The sequence below is a fragment of the Burkholderia sp. AU4i genome (assembly GCF_000466765.1).
Classification (GTDB): Bacteria; Pseudomonadota; Gammaproteobacteria; order Burkholderiales; family Burkholderiaceae; genus Burkholderia; species Burkholderia cepacia.
Genome location: NZ_ASSI01000060.1, coordinates 143,231 through 163,248, shown reverse-complemented (window position 1 = coordinate 163,248; position 20,018 = coordinate 143,231). Strand labels below are relative to the sequence as shown.

At 60.2% G+C, this 20,018-nt stretch carries 26 protein-coding genes; 19 read left to right on the top strand and 7 right to left on the bottom strand.

Annotated elements, in window-relative coordinates:
• Positions 1 to 183: 183 nt before the first annotated feature.
• Positions 184 to 456 carry a hypothetical protein gene (locus L810_RS47155; RefSeq protein WP_155836222.1) on the bottom strand — a complete coding sequence of 91 codons (273 nt, stop codon included), beginning with the start codon at positions 454 to 456 and terminating at the stop codon, positions 184 to 186.
• A gap of 108 nt (positions 457 to 564) precedes the next feature.
• Here L810_RS47155 and flhD point away from each other — a divergent pair, with 108 nt between their 5' ends.
• Positions 565 to 882 (top strand): flagellar transcriptional regulator FlhD, encoded by a 318-nt coding sequence (gene flhD, locus L810_RS14055; RefSeq protein WP_021158968.1) that lies wholly within the window; start codon positions 565 to 567, stop codon positions 880 to 882.
• 12 nt (positions 883 to 894) lie between these two features.
• On the opposite strand, the gene L810_RS47150 is transcribed toward flhD, so the two are convergent.
• Positions 895 to 1,584 (bottom strand): hypothetical protein, encoded by a 690-nt coding sequence (locus L810_RS47150; protein ID WP_155836220.1) that lies wholly within the window; start codon positions 1,582 to 1,584, stop codon positions 895 to 897.
• Between the two features lie 480 nt (positions 1,585 to 2,064).
• Here L810_RS47150 and L810_RS47145 point away from each other — a divergent pair, with 480 nt between their 5' ends.
• From L810_RS47145 to L810_RS14005, 8 genes are all read left to right on the top strand, one after another.
• Positions 2,065 to 2,403, top strand: a complete 339-nt coding sequence (locus tag L810_RS47145) for a hypothetical protein (protein ID WP_155836218.1) — start codon at positions 2,065 to 2,067, stop codon at positions 2,401 to 2,403.
• Positions 2,404 to 2,696: 293 nt separating this feature from the next.
• Positions 2,697 to 3,467 carry a hypothetical protein gene (locus L810_RS14035; protein WP_021158966.1) on the top strand — a complete coding sequence of 257 codons (771 nt, stop codon included), beginning with the start codon at positions 2,697 to 2,699 and terminating at the stop codon, positions 3,465 to 3,467.
• A 33-nt stretch (positions 3,468 to 3,500) separates the two neighbouring features.
• Positions 3,501 to 4,670: a transporter substrate-binding and LysM peptidoglycan-binding domain-containing protein gene (locus L810_RS14030; protein ID WP_021158965.1), complete on the top strand. Its 1,170-nt coding sequence runs from the start codon at positions 3,501 to 3,503 to the stop codon at positions 4,668 to 4,670.
• 51 nt (positions 4,671 to 4,721) lie between these two features.
• Entirely contained in the window at positions 4,722 to 5,522 is an 801-nt protein-coding gene (locus L810_RS14025; protein WP_021158964.1) for a hypothetical protein, read from the top strand.
• Between the two features lie 13 nt (positions 5,523 to 5,535).
• Entirely contained in the window at positions 5,536 to 5,811 is a 276-nt protein-coding gene (locus L810_RS14020; protein ID WP_042974477.1) for a hypothetical protein, read from the top strand.
• A gap of 81 nt (positions 5,812 to 5,892) precedes the next feature.
• Positions 5,893 to 6,810, top strand: coding sequence for a hypothetical protein (locus L810_RS14015; RefSeq protein WP_155836216.1), 918 nt, complete (start codon positions 5,893 to 5,895; stop codon positions 6,808 to 6,810).
• A 65-nt stretch (positions 6,811 to 6,875) separates the two neighbouring features.
• Positions 6,876 to 7,211 carry a TrbG/VirB9 family P-type conjugative transfer protein gene (locus L810_RS14010; protein WP_021158962.1) on the top strand — a complete coding sequence of 112 codons (336 nt, stop codon included), beginning with the start codon at positions 6,876 to 6,878 and terminating at the stop codon, positions 7,209 to 7,211.
• Positions 7,212 to 7,286: 75 nt separating this feature from the next.
• Positions 7,287 to 7,532, top strand: coding sequence for a hypothetical protein (locus L810_RS14005; RefSeq protein ID WP_051392247.1), 246 nt, complete (start codon positions 7,287 to 7,289; stop codon positions 7,530 to 7,532).
• Between the two features lie 50 nt (positions 7,533 to 7,582).
• Here the strand turns inward: L810_RS14005 and L810_RS14000 are convergent, their stop codons facing one another.
• Complete coding sequence (locus tag L810_RS14000) at positions 7,583 to 8,557, bottom strand: hypothetical protein (protein ID WP_021158961.1); 975 nt, start codon at positions 8,555 to 8,557, stop codon at positions 7,583 to 7,585.
• A 314-nt stretch (positions 8,558 to 8,871) separates the two neighbouring features.
• Here L810_RS14000 and L810_RS13995 point away from each other — a divergent pair, with 314 nt between their 5' ends.
• The 4 genes from L810_RS13995 to L810_RS13980 are packed head-to-tail and all read left to right on the top strand — an operon-like array spanning position 8,872 to position 11,644.
• The gene (locus L810_RS13995; RefSeq protein WP_155836214.1) at positions 8,872 to 9,447 is read left to right on the top strand and encodes a hypothetical protein; all 576 of its coding nucleotides are present in this window, start codon (positions 8,872 to 8,874) and stop codon (positions 9,445 to 9,447) included.
• Positions 9,448 to 9,455: 8 nt separating this feature from the next.
• The gene (locus tag L810_RS13990; protein WP_042974473.1) at positions 9,456 to 10,103 is read left to right on the top strand and encodes a hypothetical protein; all 648 of its coding nucleotides are present in this window, start codon (positions 9,456 to 9,458) and stop codon (positions 10,101 to 10,103) included.
• A gap of 24 nt (positions 10,104 to 10,127) precedes the next feature.
• Positions 10,128 to 11,381: a hypothetical protein gene (locus L810_RS13985; RefSeq protein WP_021158958.1), complete on the top strand. Its 1,254-nt coding sequence runs from the start codon at positions 10,128 to 10,130 to the stop codon at positions 11,379 to 11,381.
• Positions 11,378 to 11,644, top strand: a complete 267-nt coding sequence (locus L810_RS13980) for a hypothetical protein (RefSeq protein ID WP_257008854.1) — start codon at positions 11,378 to 11,380, stop codon at positions 11,642 to 11,644. Before L810_RS13985 ends, L810_RS13980 begins: the two co-directional genes overlap by 4 nt.
• 52 nt (positions 11,645 to 11,696) lie before the next feature.
• Here the strand turns inward: L810_RS13980 and L810_RS13975 are convergent, their stop codons facing one another.
• The gene (locus tag L810_RS13975; RefSeq protein ID WP_021158957.1) at positions 11,697 to 13,466 is read right to left on the bottom strand and encodes an ATP-binding protein; all 1,770 of its coding nucleotides are present in this window, start codon (positions 13,464 to 13,466) and stop codon (positions 11,697 to 11,699) included.
• Between the two features lie 199 nt (positions 13,467 to 13,665).
• Between L810_RS13975 and L810_RS13970 the strand changes: the two genes are divergently transcribed.
• Positions 13,666 to 14,367: a competence protein CoiA family protein gene (locus tag L810_RS13970; RefSeq protein WP_155836212.1), complete on the top strand. Its 702-nt coding sequence runs from the start codon at positions 13,666 to 13,668 to the stop codon at positions 14,365 to 14,367.
• A gap of 105 nt (positions 14,368 to 14,472) precedes the next feature.
• Here the strand turns inward: L810_RS13970 and L810_RS13965 are convergent, their stop codons facing one another.
• A complete protein-coding gene (locus L810_RS13965; RefSeq protein ID WP_021158956.1) occupies positions 14,473 to 15,234 on the bottom strand; it encodes an NYN domain-containing protein in 762 nt (253 codons plus the stop codon).
• A 117-nt stretch (positions 15,235 to 15,351) separates the two neighbouring features.
• Here L810_RS13965 and L810_RS13960 point away from each other — a divergent pair, with 117 nt between their 5' ends.
• Positions 15,352 to 15,627 carry a hypothetical protein gene (locus tag L810_RS13960; protein WP_042974472.1) on the top strand — a complete coding sequence of 92 codons (276 nt, stop codon included), beginning with the start codon at positions 15,352 to 15,354 and terminating at the stop codon, positions 15,625 to 15,627.
• Positions 15,628 to 15,721: 94 nt separating this feature from the next.
• On the opposite strand, the gene L810_RS13955 is transcribed toward L810_RS13960, so the two are convergent.
• The gene (locus L810_RS13955) at positions 15,722 to 16,435 is read right to left on the bottom strand and encodes a hypothetical protein (protein ID WP_081712847.1); all 714 of its coding nucleotides are present in this window, start codon (positions 16,433 to 16,435) and stop codon (positions 15,722 to 15,724) included.
• Between the two features lie 68 nt (positions 16,436 to 16,503).
• On the opposite strand from L810_RS13955, the gene L810_RS13950 reads away from it, so the two are divergent.
• The 4 genes from L810_RS13950 (at position 16,504) to L810_RS13935 (ending at position 19,679) form a co-directional block, all read left to right on the top strand.
• Positions 16,504 to 17,073 (top strand): hypothetical protein, encoded by a 570-nt coding sequence (locus tag L810_RS13950; RefSeq protein ID WP_257008853.1) that lies wholly within the window; start codon positions 16,504 to 16,506, stop codon positions 17,071 to 17,073.
• A gap of 98 nt (positions 17,074 to 17,171) precedes the next feature.
• On the top strand, positions 17,172 to 18,608 hold the full coding sequence (locus tag L810_RS13945; protein ID WP_042974470.1) for a helix-turn-helix domain-containing protein: 1,437 nt from the start codon (positions 17,172 to 17,174) through the stop codon (positions 18,606 to 18,608).
• The gene (locus tag L810_RS13940; protein WP_021158953.1) at positions 18,605 to 19,462 is read left to right on the top strand and encodes an ExeA family protein; all 858 of its coding nucleotides are present in this window, start codon (positions 18,605 to 18,607) and stop codon (positions 19,460 to 19,462) included. The genes L810_RS13945 and L810_RS13940 overlap by 4 nt, the downstream gene beginning before the upstream one ends.
• Position 19,463: 1 nt before the next feature.
• Entirely contained in the window at positions 19,464 to 19,679 is a 216-nt protein-coding gene (locus tag L810_RS13935; RefSeq protein WP_042974467.1) for a hypothetical protein, read from the top strand.
• Between the two features lie 78 nt (positions 19,680 to 19,757).
• Here the strand turns inward: L810_RS13935 and L810_RS13930 are convergent, their stop codons facing one another.
• Complete coding sequence (locus L810_RS13930; protein ID WP_021158951.1) at positions 19,758 to 20,015, bottom strand: Mom family adenine methylcarbamoylation protein; 258 nt, start codon at positions 20,013 to 20,015, stop codon at positions 19,758 to 19,760.
• Between the last annotated feature and the right edge of the window lie 3 nt (positions 20,016 to 20,018).

The window sequence follows — 20,018 nt, the reverse complement described above, 5'->3', positions numbered from 1 at the left end:
TACGTCCTGCACCCGATGCGTGTCATGCTCGCGGGGGACACTGACGACGAGCGCATCGTTGGTGCTCCATGATGTAATCGAAGACAGTCGTGGGGTTTGAACGGCAGCGAGGCGCCGGGCAGAAGGTTTTTCCATGCGTGTCGTCGACGCGGTCGTATCCGAGACGCGGATGCCGGGGGAGATCTATGGGACTTCATCCAGCGGGCCGCGACGAATCTGATCGGCCGGAAGGTCAAGCTCCGCGATATCGGAGACAACAGCGATCTGTCGCGAATTCCAAATCCAACGCAACGCGATCTCGATCTCGTAAAGAGGTACCGGCGCGAAATCGCGGTGCTCACGGCTCAAAAAAGCGTTCTCATCAGGAACTAGAAAAGAAGAAAGAGGCGAATTTGTTGCAATTCTGACAAAAAAATCTGGCTGGTGTAGCTTCTTAGCAAGAAATTCGTATAGCATCGGTTCCTGCAAAATCTCACCTGACCTGCGCCACTCGAAAGCGCGGCTACCCCGAAACAGCGGATCTGTCGAGGCGGGTCACGCGATAAATCAGGTAAGGCACCGGCCATGCAATCGAATCACGACATCCCGACCGAGATTCGGGAACTGAACATGTCTTATCTCTTGCTCGCGCAACGTATGCTGCGCGAGGACCGCGACACCGGAATGTTCCGGCTGGGGATCTCCGCAGAAGTGGCCGAAATCCTGGGCAATCTGACAATCGCCCAGGTCGTCAAGGTCGCGAATATCAACCAGCTGCTATGCAGGTTCAGGCTGGACGATCGAACTTTCCTGTCTGCACTGGCGGACAAAGGGCGTAGCGAGATCCACCGAAACAGGCACGCTGCCATTCTGATGGCCGGTCAGCCCGCAGAACAACTGTAAGGCCGTCGGTTGTCAGCGGTCAGTAAGATGCTTCACGCATCGAGACAGTGACATGCTGTACGGCCATTTCGGATCCGGCCTGGCGGCAGGCTTACCGCAATACGAGCACATCTCGATCCAGTGCCCCGCGGCCTTCGCTTCCCGCAGTAGCGTCGTTTCGAGTTCATCGTCGAGCGTAGTTGCCGACCAGCACTCGTCATCCAGCAGAACGCGGAATCCGTCCCGCACGCGCGGCGCTCCCGCATAGAGGCCCTCGGCTAAGGCGGCGATGCCAGCTTCGAGCTGAGCGATCGCGACTTCATCGCCAGGTTCCGGAAAATGTCCGACGAAAGCCGCCACTCGGACGGCCGTATCCGCCGTCCAATGCACCATTCGATCGTCGAGCCGAATCACGGCGCCGGCGGGCGCAAACACCTCGTACACCTCGTCGGAAGCATCCCGGGCACAGATCGACGTTTTCCCTTCATTCAGGCAGACGAGGTAGACAAAGCCGAACCCGTCTGCATGTGGAGCTACATGCGGCGCCCATCCATACAGTTCGCAGCGTCCAGAGTTGTCGGTTCCAATCACGCGCTCAAGTTCTTGGGATTCGCGGGAATGCGCGACCGCCAGCGCTTCGACAGTGAAGCGGTGTTCAAGCACCTCGGGCGGAATGTTGAGACGGCCGACTACGGTAAGCGGGGATGGGGGCGTACTTGGCATGGCCACAAGGATAGCATCGGACCGCGGGGCCGCAAGGTGCCACCCGGCGGCGCGATAGAGCTCCCATACGCTTCCTGATGGGAATGTAATGAATAATATGTTTCGATCTCGAAAAACTATTTGGAGGGCACGGGCCTTCCTGTGTATATTGGAACCGCTTCTCCCGTAAGTGGTAGTAAGTTAAAGGAAGCGCGAACGGATGCCCGGTCTGGAAACCCCAGCCGGGCATTTTTTTGGCTGGTCAGAACTGAAACAATCCGTCTTTGTACTTCCTGCTGAGAAGTGAAAAGACGGTATTTGTGGTAGGATCAACTCGACGGATCTTCATTGCCGTCCCTCGATTCGACGTCAATTCGTCGATTGCCCTTGGGCCCCACGCTGGTATCCCCGTACCCAGCCTGGGGCCGATTTTTTGTCGGGGCTTGAACTGGAAGCGTCGCCCTGCACAATGAGTCGACTCTTTCTGATCGCAAGGCTCGTATGCCTGTATCTACCCGAAAACCCGCCATCCGCAGTCGCGCGAGTTCCGGCAAGTACGCTGATCGCGTGTGCTGCGAGCACGACGCGAAGGGGAACTACGACATTCTGATCGATGGCGAGCTCCGTTTCCGACTCGAGCGCGAGAACCAGTTCCCGGAGTTCTGGTACCTCTATCCGGTCGTCGATGGAGTCCGAACCGATCCGAGCGTCGCATTTGAGATCCAGCAGTGGGACATCATTTCCCAACTGGAACGTGGTGAGCACTGGCTTCCACCAGACCAGGTCGAACGAGAAGAACGGGTGGCGCTGCATGCGGTACGGCGTGTCCGATGGGCCTGATGGTGGAACGGGCGGGAAGGGTGAGAACTTGCGGGATGCAAGGGCTTCAATTTCTCCGCAACTATGCCGTTAACACCTGCGTTGATCTCGATGGCAATGGCGCGTTGAGGCGGAACAGCGCCCGCTTCATACCCGGAACTACGCGGCTTTCTTGTTCCGAAGAGCTTCGGCAGCGTCAAAGGGAGGGACCACGGGATTCAGGTTTCCCCAACTAAAGCACGCACACGTCGCCCCTTGAAAAGGCGAAGTCAGTTTTTAGAATCAATCCGAATCAGATAAACCGAGGAGCCTCAATGAACTCTTTCATCCCGAACGTAAGCCCCGAAACGGCTCGCAAAGCCAAGATCGTCAAGTGGATTGTGATCGCTGCCGGGGTGGCGATCGCCGCTCCGGCAGCACTGCTACTGCTCAAGGGGCTGTTGGCCCTGGTTGCCGCCGGTGCTGTCGGATTGGCGGCGATCTATCTCGGCCCGGTAGTCGAGATGAAGCTGCGCAACACGCAGGTCAAGATGGTCGTCGCCGAAGCGAAGGCCAACCCGATCGAAACGCTGATCAACCAACTCGCCGATAAACGGCGTGCGGCGGCTGATTTCGCCGGCCGCATCACTGAGTTTCGTACGGAGGTCAAGAACTTCCAGGACAAGGTTGGCCTGTTCGAAAAGCAGTATCCGGACGATGCGCCGCGTTTCCGTGCGCAACTCGCCACGATGCAGCAGCTCTTGCATTTCCGCGAGGATCGCTACAAGCAGGTGAACGCGGAGCTCGACAATTTCGCGCATGCGATCGACCGAGCCAAGGCAATGTGGGACATGTCGCAAGCCGCGCAGCGCATGAACAAGGTCGCCGGTCAGCAATCGGGGGACACGTTCGAGCAAATCAAGACTGACGCGTCGATCGATTCCGTCATGAAGTCCGTCAACATGGCATTCAGCCAGATGGAAACGGCTCTGCTCGACAACCCGGAAGTGAAGCAGGCGCAGCAGGCCGCGCTCGCACAAGACAAGCAACCGGCGATCGCGACTGATCCGCGCGTGTCCCTGCCTTCGCAACGCCCGCTGCAGTAAGACTTACGTACCACTACGACATAGCGAGGAAACATGAAGAATATCGGGAAAATTCTCGGCGCCGCCGCGTTCATCGTGGTCATCGGCGTGGTCTGGCTTTTCCAGCAGGGCGGCCTGTCGAAGCTGACGGGCGGTCAGCAATCGGCAAGCATTCAGGCTCAAGGTCCGTCCGGCGGATTCGATGCGAGCACCGCGGCAGCGGCTGTCGCACGGGCGCCGGCTGCCAATACGGCGACCCTGCCCGCCGGTTACAAACCGGACTCGGACACGCTCAAGGCGATCATCAAGAACGGCCTCGTGAGGGTCTCCGTCCAGAACCCGAGCGCACCATTCTACGACGATGAGAACGGAGGCCCGGCTCACGGCTTCAACGTTGATTTCGCCAACTTGCTGTTCGCCGATCCATCCTTCAACACGGGCGGCAAGCAGGTGCAGGTTGACATGCACCACGAGGTCGATACGTACGCCGGTGTGCCGAAGCAATTGCTTTCGAACGATGCGGATGGCAATCACGGTGTCGATATTGCGATGGACGGCCTGACATTCCAGGACAATCGACCGGTTCAGGGAGTGGTGTACACGGTTCCCTACATCGACGACTTCGGCTACTCGCTGATCGTGCGCTCGGGTTCGCCGATTCGCTCGACCGCAGATCTCGCAGGCAAGCGCGTGGGTATCCTCAAAGGCGATCCGGATGTGCGCGCCTTCGCGACGAGCCAGTTTCCGAACAGCACGTTTGTCGAGGAAGACGATTCCGATCCGGCCTTCATCCAGAAAAGCGTCGACAGCGGTGCAGTGGACGCTTTCATTTACGACTATCCGTTTGCGGTCGATTCGATCAAGGGCTCGGACCTGCGGTTTGCGATCACGAAGCTCGACGGCTCAAACATCGCTTACAAGATCGGTGTGCGTGCACAAGACCAGGAGCTGCTGATCTACCTGAACGCTGCAATCGCGAAGGTCAAGCAGTCGCCCGCCTATCTCGATCTGCTGCGCAAGTACTTCATCAGCAACCAGACGCAGACCCGGGCCGCGGGCGCCGGCGAGCACGCCTACACAGTGCGCCAGCGTGACACGCTCAACCTGATCGCGACCAACCAGCTGGGCGACGGTCAGCGGTATCGTGAAATTCAGAGCCGGAACAACATTCCGAATCCGAATTTGATCTTGGTCGGGCAGAAGCTGGTGATTCCGGCCCGCTGATAGCGTATCAGCGCTTTTTTCCCGGCCGATAACTGAGTGGAGTTGAATCAAATGAAGAAGCTGGTTTTGTCACTCGCACTGGCGAGCATCGTGACAGCCGCGATGGCGGATCAAGCGGTCGTGATCAAGGATACCCGGTCGGGTACGAGCCTTTTCGGGGCACCGGCAGCGGGGGAATTGCTGACACGGCAAGGGCAACTATGCACGCTGACGGAATACAAGCACACGACGGACGACCCCGACAAGATTGCCCTTCCGGTTGTCGAGCATAGCGAATTCCAGTGCGATGCCCAGGGAAATCGGATCAAGGTCGCCGACCAGCCGGAAAACGCAGCGTCCCCCCGCCCGGACTACTTCCTCACTGTCGACGTGCTCGGGGTGCGCCGGCGTGTGGCTGTCCACGTCGGCAAGCCGATTGACCTGTCAGACCAGGTCTACTATGCCTATGCCGGCGCATGCCTGTCCAAAAACGACTTTGCGCCAATCCGCAACGTGATCTTCTCCGGCGGCGACGGGGACGCTGCGTCGAAACAGGCTCATGAGGAGGCTGAGACGCGGCCTCCGCACGCCCCGACCTCCGATGAATCGGTCGAGCTGAAGTCGGGGGCATGGAAGTACCGCCTGGCGATCATTCCTTCAGCCATCTCCGCGAATGGTTCGGTGAAACTGCAGATTTCCGGTACGGCATCAGGGCCGGACAACTACAACCAGACCAAGGCCAACCAGTGCAACGGCTACAAGCCGGAGATTGTCACGGAGGACATCCCGTCGACGGGACTGGAAGTACACAACGGCGGCATCTTCCCAACCAAGCTGCTCGGCGCGATCCAATTCCGCGTCGACAAATTCTGAAGCACTCGACGACATGATCTTCGACGATTTCGATAGCTGGGATGGGCTGAGCGGACTGGGCGCGTTTGCAACCATCTTCGGTTGGGGCGCAGTGGCGTACGCCGCGTACGCATTCGGATTCCAGAGTGGCGTGGGGGCGGCAAAGCCTTGCACCGGGCCGTCGCCGACTTGCATCGTCCAGGAAAAGCAAGGCTGGTTCGGCATTGGCTACCACGTCGTCCAGCCGCTTCAGGCAAAGCAGCCGAACGGCTCCGCGCCGGAGAAAAAACAGAAGCGAAGGGCGGAATAAAAAGCGGGGCTATACGGTGTGTCGCCTGGCGATTTTGATCTGCGGCGGCCGACGCACGGGACCATTACTCCGTATCGGCGTTTGACCATCATCCCCTTTAATCGCATCTGGAACATGACACGCAATATGACGAAAGAAAAATTCGCTTTCCGCACGGGAATCTGGCTGGTGGCCGCAGCAGTAACTCAGGCGCATCGAGGCTTCGCTCAATCCTTCGAGCCAATCACCCGCCTGCGGCAAGTGGAACTGGGTCTGGGGCCGAATATGCCAACGCAGTTCGAGCACATTGCCTCCGGAATGCTGTACTTCTGGCTGGGCCTTTTGCTCGTTCAGGGAATCGTGATGCTCGAGGTGCGCGTCAGGCAGCATTACCAGAATCGGTCGCTTCCGAAGGGCCAGTTCTTTGCTTGGTTGTTGGGTTGCGCTGCTATCCCTGTTGTTCTGCATGATTGGGTGAATTGGTCGCCGCTATGGATGCTTTCTGCCGCGTTGGCCGACCTGACTCTCATTGCATTCATGTTTGCGCCGGCTCGTGTGATCGACGCGATGCGCCGTCGTCCGTTGGCTACTGCGTTGTTCATCTCGCTGCTCGTCTGGAACACCTTCGGGCTGTCGTGGGGGCTTGGCCAGCACAATCGCAACACGCAAACTGCCGAAATCATCACCATGCAGTTGCTTGCCAGTCTGTCCGGACTGCTGGTTGCCTTGCTGATGACGATTGTCATCGGCCGGATGAAGACATCAAGCCGCTACACGGGCATGGTGTTGAACGCGGGGATGTTTCTGGGGCTGTTCATGGTGATCGTCGCTGCGGTCTTGGCCCCGCGTGCGCCGGTGGTCTTCCGACTTCCGCAGGATGCGGCTTTGATGGCGGCGTTCAACGAGCGGCTGAATTGGATTGACTTTGCCAGCTTCAGCGGGCTCGGTGTCTTTGCGGTATGCATGCTCGAACGCATGCGACGCTTGCTGGTGCGTAGCCGCAAAGAGCCAAGTATCTGATACCCATCACGCGTACACAAGGTAACGTCACGACCCGTGGGTCGTGATTTGATGAAGGAGGCAAAATGAAAAAGAGTGTTCTCGCAATGCTGATGTGCGCCGCGTTCAGCGCAATGGCGCACGCTGACGAGCCGTTCAGCACGAAATACCAGATCGTCGTCCCGCCGGCGCCGCAGTTCACGCCGACGAAGGTATGGGACGACGGCAAGTTCACGTACATCCAACTCCGCGCCCCGTATCACGGCGATCTCCCGGCCGTGTTCGAGCAACTCGACGACGGGAAGTACGCGGTGGTGGACGCCAGGTGGGACGAGAAAACGTCTCGTTTTGTGCTGCCGAAACTTATCGATCGCGTGGTGCTGCGGGTCGACGAGAAGCACGTCGAGATCGACCGTTCCTGACAGGAGAGAGGGACAATTTCCACCATCACGATTCAGACGAAGCTTTGGCACCGCCTTGCCGACCTCATATCTGACATGGGAAGCCACCACTCGGCGTTCAAAGGAACGGCGGTAGGCCGCGATCTTGACGTGCTGGGCAGTGCGATCAAGTATGGCGTTCCGCCATACGAAGGTGCGAGTCTGAGCGCGCATCACCAACGCCTGGTCCATGAAGCGAAAGCCGTGGCTGAAAAGCATGGTGGCATCCGGACGGGACTCTCCCCGGTCGAGGGGTTCGTCGAGACTGCAGAGAAGCTGCTCGGCCTGTGGGATGACCACTGACCAACGCGGCGAGATCGCCGGGCGATTTCCTCAACCGCCCGGCGAGAATCTCACTCATCGTCATCTGCCGCAGGTGCTGAATCGGCGTCGTCGGCTGCAAGCGGCGGATCCTTCTTCTCCGCCTCGCTAAGCCTGTCCATCAGCTCCTTGATCTTCAGGCGCGTTTCCTCTTTGAGCTGGCCGTAGGCCGGGTCAGTCTCGAGCTCGCGAACCGCCGTCACGAGACGGGGCGCGATTTTCTTCGTCACGCGCTTGACCAGTGCGCCCGGGAGGTCGCGCGGCCGCACGTGCTCCTTGCCATCCGTCGCGCGCTGCAGGAACGACAGCGCGTTGGCCTTGTGCTTCCGGATTTGTTTGATCGCCTCCGTGCCGGAGATCTTGTCTTCGGCGACGATCTCGTGGATACGGCGATCGGCGCTTGCCAGCAAAAGCAAGCCCTCGATGTAGTAGGGGGTGAGCTCGCCTTGGCTGTCTTGCATCTCCACGGCGATCTCCTCCGGGGACATACCGTCGACGGTGTTCAGGCGGTGAGCGAGGATGGCCTTCTCGAGAACGGTCAGGGGCTCCTTGTCATTTCGCCGGATCACGCCGAGGTTAAGCGACTTGCTGTCGGCTTTGTCCGTAATGGTGACCGGTACGCGCTCGATGGGTGGTTTTCCTTCCGCCACGCGGTACTGGTTGGCCAGGAACACTGCCTCGAGGCGGCGGTGGCCGTCGTGCAGGCAGATGATGTGCTGGCCGTTCTCGTAGATGAGAAAAACCGTCAGCGTCTGGGTTTCGTCGAAGCCGTCGCGCGCCATGTCGCGAGCCAGCTTTTCGATGCCGAGTCGGTACTTCCTGGTCTTGATGCGAGGGTTGAAGCCGTCGATCACCCGGATCTTCTCGATGAGCGGGCGATAAAGGTCGGCGGACTTCGTACCCTCGAACGCCTTCTTCTTCACGCCGGCCTGGAATGCGAGATCGACGTCCAGAGGGATGACGAGCTGTTCGCCCATCACCGGAGAATTGCCCTTCCGCTTGTTCATGTTCAGCTCCTGTAGGTTAGGCCAACTCGTAACGCACACGTCGCTGCGAGCCAGACAGATCCCATGCTAAACACCACAAACTCAGTTTCTAGGGGGCGCGCGCCGATTTTGCACCGACTACAGGGGGCTGGTTTCGGCTGTATGGCGTGATAGGCTTCTATTCAGCCGGTTGGTTCCCAGCAGGAAGAATGTTGCCGCGGAGACTCAAGGCGTGGTGCCTGACTGCCGTTAATTTCAGGACAGGAATTGATCGGGACATCGAGTGGAACGGGCTGGCACGACCAGTCGCTTGCGTACGGGGGAATCGGAGCAACATGGGAAGGTATCAATCTGAATATGTGTGGGAAAAGATCAAGCGATTTGATCTGGTGCTTGCTGTCGAGGCCATGCTGGAATCCGAGGTCAAGACCTTTTCCCGTCCCCTCGAAAACGGTGAACTCGGCGTGGTGAACATTCAATTCACCAAGGATCCCGAATACCTGGACGATGCCGGGGAGCACTTTGGGCGGTTGGAGTCGCTGCGGATTTTGTTTAAGGACGTCGCGCCGGAAGACCGATTCAACTTCAAGAGCAGCGTGGATGCGACTGAAGCTCAGTACAACATCAACGTCAAATACAGGCTTCCGCTTTTCAGCGCAAAGTTCGTGCAAGAAAGCGAACGGACATTCCTGAAGCGCATGGCGCTGTTCGACCTTGGATTCCTGCTCGGGCAGGCACTCGATAGTGGCTACTACCAAGGCCTACTGCGGGAGAAGTTCCCGGATCCACGGCATAAATGGGATCGTGCCATTCGTAGCCGCGTTCCCTTCCTGGACAACGCAGCCCGGATCTACGTGCCGCCGCGTCCCAAACACGAACCGCTTCAAAACAGAAAGTACTTCGACCGATAAGGGCCGGCATGCTGCATCATCTTCTCCACACGATCATCATCAGCGCGATTACAGCGCTTTCCGTACACGCTGCCGGTTCAGTCGTGTTCGGCGAGCGCGCGAAGCGTTTCCCGATCGGAGTCGCCCTCTCTGCACTCTTTGTTGGGCCGTGGTGGGCAGCGTTGTCTGCAGGAACCATGGCGCACCTGCTGGCCGTCAGTATCGAGAATCTATTTCGCCGCAAAAGGTCCCCGAAAGGCCTGCCCTTTGCGGCCGGCACGGCCTGCCTTGCGTTGACCCTCGGCTTCAATATGACCTTGGAGCACGCGGCTGGCGATCTGATGAAATCGATCAATCAGAGCAACGATGCAGCCTGGGCAAAGATCTCCAGCAGCGGCAAAGCAGGGCAGATGGTGGCCGCTCACTACAAACCGTGCGTCGACGAGAAGGCGGCCGTGACGCAGGGCTACGGCCGGTTTGCGACGATGACGCTGGAGCCGAAAAACGGGCCGAACCAATGCGAGATGGACGTTGTCGCCTTGGCGAGGGTCGAGGGGGGTGAGAGCTTCGCGCGCGACGTTGCGGTGGTCATCGACAATTTGCCGAACAGCCTGCAACTGTCACCGGATGCGCAGGCGAAACTGGACAGCCTCACAAAAGACACGGCGGGCATCTAACCCGCGATTTTTCTGGACGGAATCATGGAACAAAACGCGGCAAAGCCCTTGGTCTTTCTCGACGAAGCCAGCTTCCTGCTCAACCAGCAGAACAATCCGCTGCGCGAAGCGCTACGGGAAATCGAGGGCATTCCGAACGCGAAGTATCTGGTGCGGAATGGCCAGGTGTTCGTCTTCGAAAAGCTCGTGCAACTGGTCAGCGAGAAAGGCGCCCAGCCCAAGGCCGCGCATCTTGCCGATCTGGCGCGCAGCCTGATCGAAGAAGCCACGGTATCGGCCGAGGAAGCTGTCAGCAAGTGGTCGATCGTCCCGGAGCCCTACGTGGTCGAGTCTGTCGCCGAGGGTGACGAAGCGACCCAGCAGTTCGAGATCCGGCACAAGCCCTTCAACGCGTTCGTGCCCGGAGCATTCGGATCGCGCGAAGCAACTCACGCCACGTTGGTCAAGCTGCTGCTTGGAGAAGTCGTGGATGGCGAGCAGAGCACCTTCGTCTATCGTGGCCAGCCGATGAAGCTACCCAAACAGGTCGACGGTCTGTGTCTGTCCATGCTGCCGACGTTCGGCCAGACGAATGAGTCGGGGCGGGAGCCGTGGGTGGGGCTCGCCAACGTCGAGTGGATGCCAGGATTCGAGCCGATCGACGAGTATCGTTTCCTCCGGGCCCGGGAGGCAGAGCGTGCGTGGAAACGCGCCTGCATTGAGATCGAGTGGGGTGCAGAGCGTTGCGTCCAGAAAATCTGGCGTGACGTCCCGGTGTTCAATCTGAAGCGCCTGAACACCGCGGACATCGAGCTGTGGTACGACGACAAGGATGTGATCGCCAAGTTGCGATCGGTGTACCCGGAACTCGGGGATCTGGCCGGCAACGTGCTCCATATGCAGTTCGACAGTTACCTTACGGAGTGCTGGAACGATCGCTCATGGGAGCCGAGCCGCGATGAGGAGTTCATCTTCTATCTGTTTGGTCGCCTGGTCGACCCGGACGGGAGCGACTACTACTCGATCTCACTTGGCAAATGGATGGCATGGGCGTGGCTTCATGGCCATTCGCTTGACGGCGCCATGCAGTTCGCCACGACGGTTCGCTACTGCAGCAACACAGCATACGAGATCGCGAATTGGATCCGTGATGTCATGATGTTCCTGGCCAAGGATGCGAAGGCGGTTGATCAGAGAGGAAGCCAAATCTGGACCATCGGAGACATGTTCCGGACGGGGCGGAAGGCGAGCTCGGTGATCGTGGCAAAGCAGGATTTATCGCAATTTCAGGCGATGTGATCGAGACCATGGAGCATCCTGGCGACGCCGTGCCGCGCTTCACGAGGTGGCACTGTCACTTCGAGATCGACTACCTGCTTGCCCAATCCGACGCCATGCTCACCAAGATGCTCAAAGGCGGAACTCCGGTCGAAATCCGGGTCCACCTGATTTGCATGAAGGCGGCGGGAAAGGGGTTCCTGGTCGTGGGCGAATGTGATCACGTCGCCCAGGACGGGAAGTGCGCAGGACACGCTGGCAGCGGCGGGGAACAAATCGGATGAGGAAGCTGGCGACGGTTGTCAGCCAAGCGACCGAATCAACTTGCTTCCTTTGCTACTTCTTGCGCTTTGGCAATTGGGGCACGTAGTCGGCGATCGCGCGTACATGCTTGCCGTGGTGCGAGGATGGCCAGAGTCCGAGCTTCGCGAGGCCCTGAACATAGTAGCGAAGCAGGTCATCGATGCACATGCCGGTATCGACCCGGAACATAGCCTCGTGAAAGCGCGAGAGGAAGTCGAAGTCGTGATGATGCTCGCCCGCCGACGTCTCGGGGTGCGCGTATTCATGCACCAACAGGGATACCAGCCAGGCTGCGCCACGCTGGCGGATTCCGAGGAGGGATTCGCGTGATAGGGCGATGAACGTTGATCCGTCCGTCCAAGCTTCCTTGGTGTCCGAGAGGCCGGCAACGATCTTCCGGGGCTCGGTACGCCAGTCGCTGCCCGGGTAGACGACACGCTGGACTCGATGGTTAATCGAACGCAGGCACTCGAGTACAAGTCGCTCCTCTTTGCCGAGATCCTCGTCGTCGACGAATGACGCGGTATCGTTCAGCTGCTCGACGAAGTGGAAAAACGGTATGACCTTGATCGGCGCATCGCCATCCCAGCTAAGGTGAAGCTTCGTTCGTAGCTTTGTGAGGACACGCGGGAGATTGTCGTCGGTCGCGGCAGCATTGGCGATCGTCAGCAGCTTCGGCATGACGACTTTCGCCAGCCCCTCGCGCTCAACTCGCTCGGCAATCCCGGTGTGGTGGCCATCAAAGAGAGTGAAGCACCGGCCGGCCAAACCTTCTTCCGGCGAAACGAGTTTCCCGAAAATATCGGGAATGAATCGCAGTTTGAAGATGGCTTTGACAGTTTTCCCATCCAGATTGACAGGGGAGAAGTAGATGTCGCGGAGGAGGGCGGCGGCCTCGTTGTCATTGAGTTTTTTCACGCGCGTGAGCTGAAAAGCAAATCTCTCACGCACGACCTTGTCGATTGCCTGCCACACTTCGCACCGGTCCTCAAGAACGCTGTTGCGAGCAAGGTTGACCGCTAGGGGCACGTTCGACGTGATTGCCCCGCCGATTCCGTATCGATTGCTCGGATAGCTGTTGACGAGGATCCCGCGGTTGTAGACACGCAACTCGTGCGACTCCCGATCGAAGCGATATCGCGCATGCTCGTCTTCGATATCCCACTTCGCGTCGGCCGGAAGCGTATTGATCTGCTGTCCGTTGACGAAGATCGGAATCGGAGCGTACCGGACAATCTGGCCGAACTCGCCTCCCGGCCCAACGGGAAAGCCCTCATCGTCCCGAGCGCTACCGACGAAATACGTCCGAAGGGAGTAGTCGCTCGTCTGGAATCCAACCTTGAAATTGTAGAACTGGCCCGTGATGCGGCAGCCGGCGAACGGCTCGGCGTGCTCAACCAGGTCGTAGCCAGATTCAATGGATTCGTCTTCCAGATCGACTCGCATTTCGAATTGACCGCTGCGCCATACGGTCGAGGCATAGGACATGATCTGGCCGCGGCCGCACCTAAAACGACCATAAAGGGCGTCGCCGTTGACGTGCGGAGTACCGAAAGTCTCGAAGAACTGCTCGATTTCGTCCCGAGACTGGAACCCCTTGCCGTCATCGACGAATTCGAACGCTCCCGTGGCATCGACCGTCAGGTCAATGCGGGTCGCGCCGGCGTCGATACTGTTCATCACGAGCTCGGCGACAGCTTTCGGCAGACTGCCAGACTGCTCATGGATAAGCGTCTTGATGATGGAAGAGTGGATCTTGAACGCGCGGCGCTGGGCGCCGGTCGGCGCGGTGACAATGCTCATAGCTGATTGCGTGTTTGTTCGCAGAAGCTACAGACGATACCAACCTGACTCGGATCAGCAATGGTGATTCGTGACCTGAAATTGGGGGGATTCGCTGTCTGGTGGACCGCCCAAGTGGCGAGTGCCTCATAATTCAGAATCCGGATCAGATAGCGATCGGGAAGAAGTCGGGGAACTACCGGTCGATTTGGAGGGTGCAGTGTCAGACGAAGCAATCATCGCAGCAACGACGCAGGTCGTGTATGCAAGTGAAATAAGCGAAAGTGACTGGTCAGCCATGAAGCAACGTCACGTCGTGGGCCAATTTAAGGCTGCATGTTGTAACGCAGCAATGGTCCCCAAGACGAGCCTGGGTGGGCTCCGTTTCTTCGCGCATGCGTCCGGGGAATGTGGGAACGCACCGGAGTCGGTGTGGCACGAAGAAACGAAGGCCAGCGTCTTCGACGCCTTCGCGTCTGTGGCCTCATTGGCGTCAGTTGAGTCGCCGGGGCGCGGCGCCGTCGGTCGATGGATAGCGGACGTGCATGTTCGCGTCGGCAATAGGCAGATTGCAATCGAGATTCAACATTCGCAGCAGACATTGGCCGAATATCTGCGCAGGCAACGTCGCTACCATGAGGGCGGCTGGGAGTGCTACTGGTTGTTGTATAGACCACGGTTTTTCACGCTGGCCAAGGCAGTTGCGACGCGAGTCATCAAGGAGCGATACGGCGGTCGCTGGCCTGATCCGAGTCCCAAGGGCTTCGGATTGCCCGAACTCCCGTTTGCGTTGATCGAAAATCAAGGTAGCCAGATGGTCATGGGCCCGGACTTGAGCATTGACCTTCTTCCTTGGGCGCAGGCGATTAAAGACCAAAGGTTCCGCTACGAAGAAGGGCGTTGGATCGTCGCCGACGTCTAAAAGAAGGACAAGAATGCAACCGCACGTGTTTGCTCTGAAGTTCACGAAAGATATCGTGCTTGTCTCCGATCCAATCCGGATTCCTTGAACGCGACTGCGCTAAGGCTAGGCGACGGCCAGTTCGTCGATTTCCACGATGGTGTGATTCTTTCCGGGAAGAAGCCGGACTTCATGATGGGTATTCTGGCTTCCGGGCGCATCCGGAACGCGGCGGCACTCGATGTGCTTCTGGCTGCTCGCGAGGACGCTTAACGAGGAGGCACCATAGATGCGTGCATCGAAGCCCGGTTGAGCCTTGCGGAGTTCGGCGCCGACGTGAGACAGGTTCACCCAGTTGCCATCCTTAGACGCGGCGCGCACGGCGCTCGCGAAGAGCCCCTGAATGTCGGCCTTGACCTGCGGCGTGACCTTGGGCAGCTCCGCCGGCGTTCTCAGGTCCTCCACCCACGTGAACGTGTCGCACGCAGCCACGAACGCTTCGCAAGCCTTGCGCTCGCCGAAACCGTGGACGGCTTTGCCTGACTCACGCAGGCGCGTCGCCAGGCGAGTGAAGTCGCTATCGCTTGAGACGATGCAGAAGCCGTCGACGTTCTCCGTGTAGAGGGTGTCCATGGCGTCGATGATCAGCGCCGAGTCGGTAGCGTTCTTGCCCGAGCAGTACGCGAATTGCTGCACCGGCTGGATCGCGTTGCGGTGGAGCTGCGATTTCCAGCTACCGAGGTTCGAGGTGGTCCAGTCGCCGAACGCGCGGCGGATGATCACCTTGCCGAACTTCGAGGCGGCCTTGATCACTTCGGAAATGACCGATGCGGATGCATTGTCTGCGTCGATCAGCAGGGCGAGGCGGGGTTGGTTGGTGTCGTGCATGATGGTTCCGTTTGTCATGAAATCCACGATACCTGGGGAAGTTCGCGTTTCAAGGCCGTGCGCGGAGCGAGCAGACGAGATGTATCATCCGGATGTCAACACATCCGGACAGGAAGCATGAAGAACGAGAACGGCGGTCGGCGTCAGCGGGACAAGTCTCCCGGGCCGTTCGGCTGGCACCACACCTCGCGACGCTTTGTCGGGTACTTCATCTTCTGCGTGATTGCGGGCGGCGCGCTGCTGTTCTGTCTATGGTTCAAACACCGATTCTGGAATGAGCCTCTAGGCTTCGACGGGATATTCCTGTGGTTCGCGATCGTGCTGATCATCTTGGGCCCAATCCGGATCGGACTTCTCCGGCTGATGGAGAGTGGGTTCGACCGGAAGCGATAGCTGGACTGCCGAGCAGAGTTGCTGTCCGTGAATGCCGAATCCACTCAATTTCAGAACCGCGTCCACGTAGTCCCCGGGCGTCAGATCGACGCCTTCAGGCGGCTTCAAGCGACAGAGCCTGCTGCTGAGGGTCGAGCATCTTCGGGTAGGGCTTTGCCGCCGCGAATGTCCGCTCGAGCAACCGCTTCTCTCCTGGTCGACCGATGCTGAAGACGTAGCAGTGGTTGCCAGGGTGCTTGACGCGGGCGAACGCCCCATTGGATAGCACCTGATCGATCCATTCCGCCGGCTCCTGCCCGAATCGTCGCTCCGGCGCACCAAGCCGCACCAGATTCCTTTCCGCTCCTTGGGCGCCTTGCTCCTGTCGGCGGATCTTCGAGATCGCGCGGGGGCTGAGCACATGCCCGCTCGCCGAAAGGTGCAGGATGCGGGAGGCCGACCGCCCGACGTAGCGGGCGCTACCGGCCTGGTAGATGATGCCGACGTGGCCGGGAAGGACAATCCGCCCGGAAGCTGTGTGCCTCGGCACCGGATCGGAGTAGGCAATCACGCCCTTGACCTGGGGCTTGGACTGCTTGAGCGCAGCCAACGCCCGTTTGAGGAAGTACGTCTCGCCGTTGTACGGGACGTTGTCCAGCAATATGAAGCGACCGAGCTCGACGCCGGCTGACGCGGGCAGGCCGGTGTACTTCGGGATTGCCGCGTTATTCATAGGCACGCTGAATGAGCGTGAGCACGTAAATCGATGGGAATTCGGGGCGTTTTGAGCAGCTTGCGTGATGTAGCGGAGGGGGTCTCCCTCAGGCATCTTGCACAAACGACGCCCAAGGGAGAGTCTCGTGTCTGCCAAGAACCGAGACTTCCAGAGTGTGCCACGTGAGTGCCCGCGATCCCAACTTCTATCACCTGCTGCTACGTATCGATCAGGACTACGCCGAACAGACCCGCGCGCAGCGTTGTCGCTGCGGCGGCGTACTCCATAGCGCCCGCTACCCGCGCAAGCCGCGCGGAATTTCATACGAAGCCCGCTGCCACTGCGAGTTCCGCTACAGCTTCTGCTGCGCCGACTGTCGCCGTCGTACCACGCCATTCTCGGTGCGCTTTCTCGGCCGGCGCGTCTACACCGCCGCAATCATGATTGTTGTCAGCGCCACGCGTGCGAGCGCCGGTACGGCCGCGGCAATGCGCCAACTCGATGCGCTGGGCGTGCCACCCGCGACGATCGCGCGATGGCGGCACTGGTGGACGACCGGGTTTGTCGGCACACCGTTCTGGGCGCTCGGACGGGCGGCGTTCGTGCCGCCCGTCGAGACCGCACAGGTGCCGGCAAGCCTGCTCGAGCGCTTCGCTACCACGCAGCCTGCCGAACCATTGCCATGGCTGCTGCGCTGGCTATCACCGCTTACCAGTGCAAGCGCCGTGAGCACCCTGCGTGAGGGACGGTAACCGCCCGCAGAACTTGTCGCTCGCCCCCCTCGGACTGCGCCGGTAGTCTCGCCTCTCCCCCGAATCGCGGCGCGGTGCGCCGCATCCCTGGAGAGAGCATGACTGAACTTCACGATTTACCCCTGCGGGATCGTTGGGCGCGCCTGCGCTTTGCGGTTGTGGGCCCCTTGCTGGCAGCACCGCCTGAACCCGGGCAGGTGCGCGAACTCATCACCGCGCTGGCCGCCAAACGCTGGCGTCATCCCGTCACTGGCGACGATGTCCAGTTCGGCCGCTCCACGGTTGAGCGGTGGTTCTACCGGGCCCGCAAGGCGGCCCACGATCCGGTTGCGAGCCTGCGCGACCGCAAGCGCCCCAGTGGCGCCGGCGCAAGCCTGTCGCCTCAGGCGGTACAGGCGATTCGCGCGCAGTACCGGGAACATCCCGGCTGGACTTGCCAGTTGCACTTCGACAATCTCAAGGTCACGCTCGGCCATGCGTTCCTGCCGTCGTACACGACGGTGCGTCGTTATCTGCGTGCGCAGGGCCTGTACCGTGAACGCAAGCCGCGTCATACCAGCACCGGCGCGATGCTCGCACGCGATCGCCTCGAGAAGCTCGAGGTCCGCAGCTTCGAGGTCGAGCACGTCAACGCGCTCTGGCATCTCGATTTCCATCACGGCTCGCGCAAGCTGCTCACGCATGATGGCCAGTGGATCACGCCGATGCTGCTGTGCGTGCTCGATGACCGTTCGCGCGTCGTCTGTCACGCGCAATGGTTTCTCGATGAGACCGCACGTAGTCTGATCCATGGGCTCACCCAGGCGCTCCAGCGTCGTGGCCGGCCCCGCGCACTGATGACCGACAACGGCGCGGCGATGCTTGCCGAAGAGACGACCGCTGGCTTGCTCGCGCTCGGCGTGCTGCACCAGACGACCTTGCCATATTCGCCGTATCAGAACGCGAAGCAGGAGACGTTCTGGGCCCGCATCGAAGGGCGCGTGATGGCCATGCTCGAAGGCGAGCCCAACCTCACGCTCGAACTGCTCAATCAGGCCACCCACGCATGGATCGAGCGCGAGTACCACCACGCGCATCATTCCGAGATCGGTGGCACGCCGCTCAAACGCTATCTGGCTGGCCCCGATGTGGGCCGCGAATGCCCGTCGAGTGACGCGCTGCGCGCCGCATTCCGTATCGACGTGACGCGCGCCCAGCGGCGCTCGGATGGCACCGTGAGTCTGGCCGGCACACGCTTCGAGATTCCCTCGGCCTACCGGCACCTGCAGCGCGTGCACCTGCGTTACGCGCGCTGGGACCTGAGCGGCGTCGATCTCGTCGACGCCGATAGCGGCGCCGTGCTGTGCCCGCTGCGGCCGCTGGACAAGGCCGCCAATGCTGATGGCCAGCGTCGGCGACTCGATGCCGTCAATGTCGAGCCGCCGCCGGCCAGTGCGCCCGGTATCGCGCCGCTGTTACGCCAGATGCTGGCCGACCACGCCGCAACCGGGTTGCCGCCAGCCTGGATTCCCGCCAACTGGCAGGAGGAGGCATGAGCCAGCGTCTGCAAGCCCTCTACGGCCTGAAGTGGAACCCATTCTCGCCGGAGCTTCCCCTCGAGGCGCTGTACGTGCCGCCGCGCGTCGAGAACTTCTGCTGGCGCATCGAGAACTCGCTCGTGCGCGAAGGCGGCTTCGCGATGATCCACGGTGAGCCGGGTACCGGCAAGAGCGTGGTCATGCGCGTGCTGGCCGAGAAGCTCGAGCGACTGACCGATCTGACAGTCGTCTCGATCAATCATCCGCAAAGCAACCTCGCCGACTTCTATCGCGAGATGGGCGACATCTTCGGTCTGGAACTCCGGCCTCACAACCGCTGGGGCGGCTTCAGGTCGCTGCGCGACCGGTGGATGTCGCACCTGCAAAGCACGCGCCGGCGCCCAATCCTATTGATCGACGAAGCGCAGGAAATGAGTCCCGGCGTGCTCAACGAACTGCGGCTCATGGCCAGCGCCCGCTTCGACTCGCAGCCCCTGCTGTGTGTGGTGCTCGCCGGCGACACGCGCCTGACCGACAAGCTGCGGCGCGACGAACTGCTGCCCCTGGGCAGCCGTATCCGTTCCCGCCTGGGGACCGAGAAGGCTTCGGCCGACGATCTGCTGGCCTGCCTCAATCATCTGCTCGCCAGCGCCGGCGCCCCGCAGCTGATGACACCGCCGCTGCGCCACACGCTGTGCGAACACGCGCTGGGCAACTACCGCGTGCTCACCACGCTCGCCAACGAACTGCTCACCACCGCCGCGCAGCGCGAACTGTCCGAACTCGACGAGAAGCTGTACTTCGAGGTCTTTGCACCATCAACACAGTCCTCGCGCCGCACGCCAGCGCGTCAACCCAACGGAGCCCGATGACATGTCCCGTAAAGCATCACCTCACAAACCCAACGCCTCCCGGCGCCTGCCATTGCCCGAGCTCTCCGACGAGGCAGCCTACATGATGCAGTTCTTCATCGAAGACCTCTATCTGTGGTTCAGCCGCGCCTACGCCACCCAGATCCGCCGCTATCGCGAGCCCTGGTACCGCGGTCCGACACAGCCGCCACACCAGAGCATCGACGAGCCATTCTGAAACGACAACGGGAGCTTCATCGCTCCCGTTTTACCTCGTCCCTCGAACATCATTTATGTTGCTCATTGCCCCATCGATTTACGTGCTCACGCTCACGCTGAACACGCAAACTCCCACGAGGTCCGTGCCGCGAAACAGGCCCACGCGCTCGACCGCGGCGGGATAGCTGGCGGAGTAGTGATTTTGGACGACAAACTGTTTCGCGACGGAATCTCTGATCACGTCGACGGCGTAGTCCTGCTTCCGGAAACCTTCGTCCCGATCAACGCGCCAGTAGTCTCGGCCGAGGCGCCAGCGTTGGACCGGGCATGCGTTCGTGGTGATCTTCATCGACATTTT

Coding starts and splice junctions, on each gene's coding strand:
- L810_RS47155 (WP_155836222.1), bottom strand. CDS start 456: ATGCTATACGAATTTCTTGCTAAGAAGCTACACCAGCCAGATTTTTTT.
- L810_RS13955 (WP_081712847.1), bottom strand. CDS start 16,435: ATGCCTGAGGGAGACCCCCTCCGCTACATCACGCAAGCTGCTCAAAAC.
- L810_RS14025 (WP_021158964.1), top strand. CDS start 4,722: ATGAAGAAGCTGGTTTTGTCACTCGCACTGGCGAGCATCGTGACAGCC.
- L810_RS13960 (WP_042974472.1), top strand. CDS start 15,352: ATGAAGAACGAGAACGGCGGTCGGCGTCAGCGGGACAAGTCTCCCGGG.
- flhD (WP_021158968.1), top strand. CDS start 565: ATGCAATCGAATCACGACATCCCGACCGAGATTCGGGAACTGAACATG.
- L810_RS14035 (WP_021158966.1), top strand. CDS start 2,697: ATGAACTCTTTCATCCCGAACGTAAGCCCCGAAACGGCTCGCAAAGCC.
- L810_RS14020 (WP_042974477.1), top strand. CDS start 5,536: ATGATCTTCGACGATTTCGATAGCTGGGATGGGCTGAGCGGACTGGGC.
- L810_RS14000 (WP_021158961.1), bottom strand. CDS start 8,557: ATGAACAAGCGGAAGGGCAATTCTCCGGTGATGGGCGAACAGCTCGTC.
- L810_RS14010 (WP_021158962.1), top strand. CDS start 6,876: ATGAAAAAGAGTGTTCTCGCAATGCTGATGTGCGCCGCGTTCAGCGCA.
- L810_RS13930 (WP_021158951.1), bottom strand. CDS start 20,015: ATGTCGATGAAGATCACCACGAACGCATGCCCGGTCCAACGCTGGCGC.
- L810_RS13990 (WP_042974473.1), top strand. CDS start 9,456: ATGCTGCATCATCTTCTCCACACGATCATCATCAGCGCGATTACAGCG.
- L810_RS13975 (WP_021158957.1), bottom strand. CDS start 13,466: ATGAGCATTGTCACCGCGCCGACCGGCGCCCAGCGCCGCGCGTTCAAG.
- L810_RS13940 (WP_021158953.1), top strand. CDS start 18,605: ATGAGCCAGCGTCTGCAAGCCCTCTACGGCCTGAAGTGGAACCCATTC.
- L810_RS13985 (WP_021158958.1), top strand. CDS start 10,128: ATGGAACAAAACGCGGCAAAGCCCTTGGTCTTTCTCGACGAAGCCAGC.
- L810_RS14030 (WP_021158965.1), top strand. CDS start 3,501: ATGAAGAATATCGGGAAAATTCTCGGCGCCGCCGCGTTCATCGTGGTC.
- L810_RS13995 (WP_155836214.1), top strand. CDS start 8,872: ATGGGAAGGTATCAATCTGAATATGTGTGGGAAAAGATCAAGCGATTT.
- L810_RS13965 (WP_021158956.1), bottom strand. CDS start 15,234: ATGCACGACACCAACCAACCCCGCCTCGCCCTGCTGATCGACGCAGAC.
- L810_RS47150 (WP_155836220.1), bottom strand. CDS start 1,584: ATGCCAAGTACGCCCCCATCCCCGCTTACCGTAGTCGGCCGTCTCAAC.
- L810_RS13945 (WP_042974470.1), top strand. CDS start 17,172: ATGACTGAACTTCACGATTTACCCCTGCGGGATCGTTGGGCGCGCCTG.
- L810_RS13935 (WP_042974467.1), top strand. CDS start 19,464: ATGTCCCGTAAAGCATCACCTCACAAACCCAACGCCTCCCGGCGCCTG.
- L810_RS47145 (WP_155836218.1), top strand. CDS start 2,065: ATGCCTGTATCTACCCGAAAACCCGCCATCCGCAGTCGCGCGAGTTCC.
- L810_RS14005 (WP_051392247.1), top strand. CDS start 7,287: ATGGGAAGCCACCACTCGGCGTTCAAAGGAACGGCGGTAGGCCGCGAT.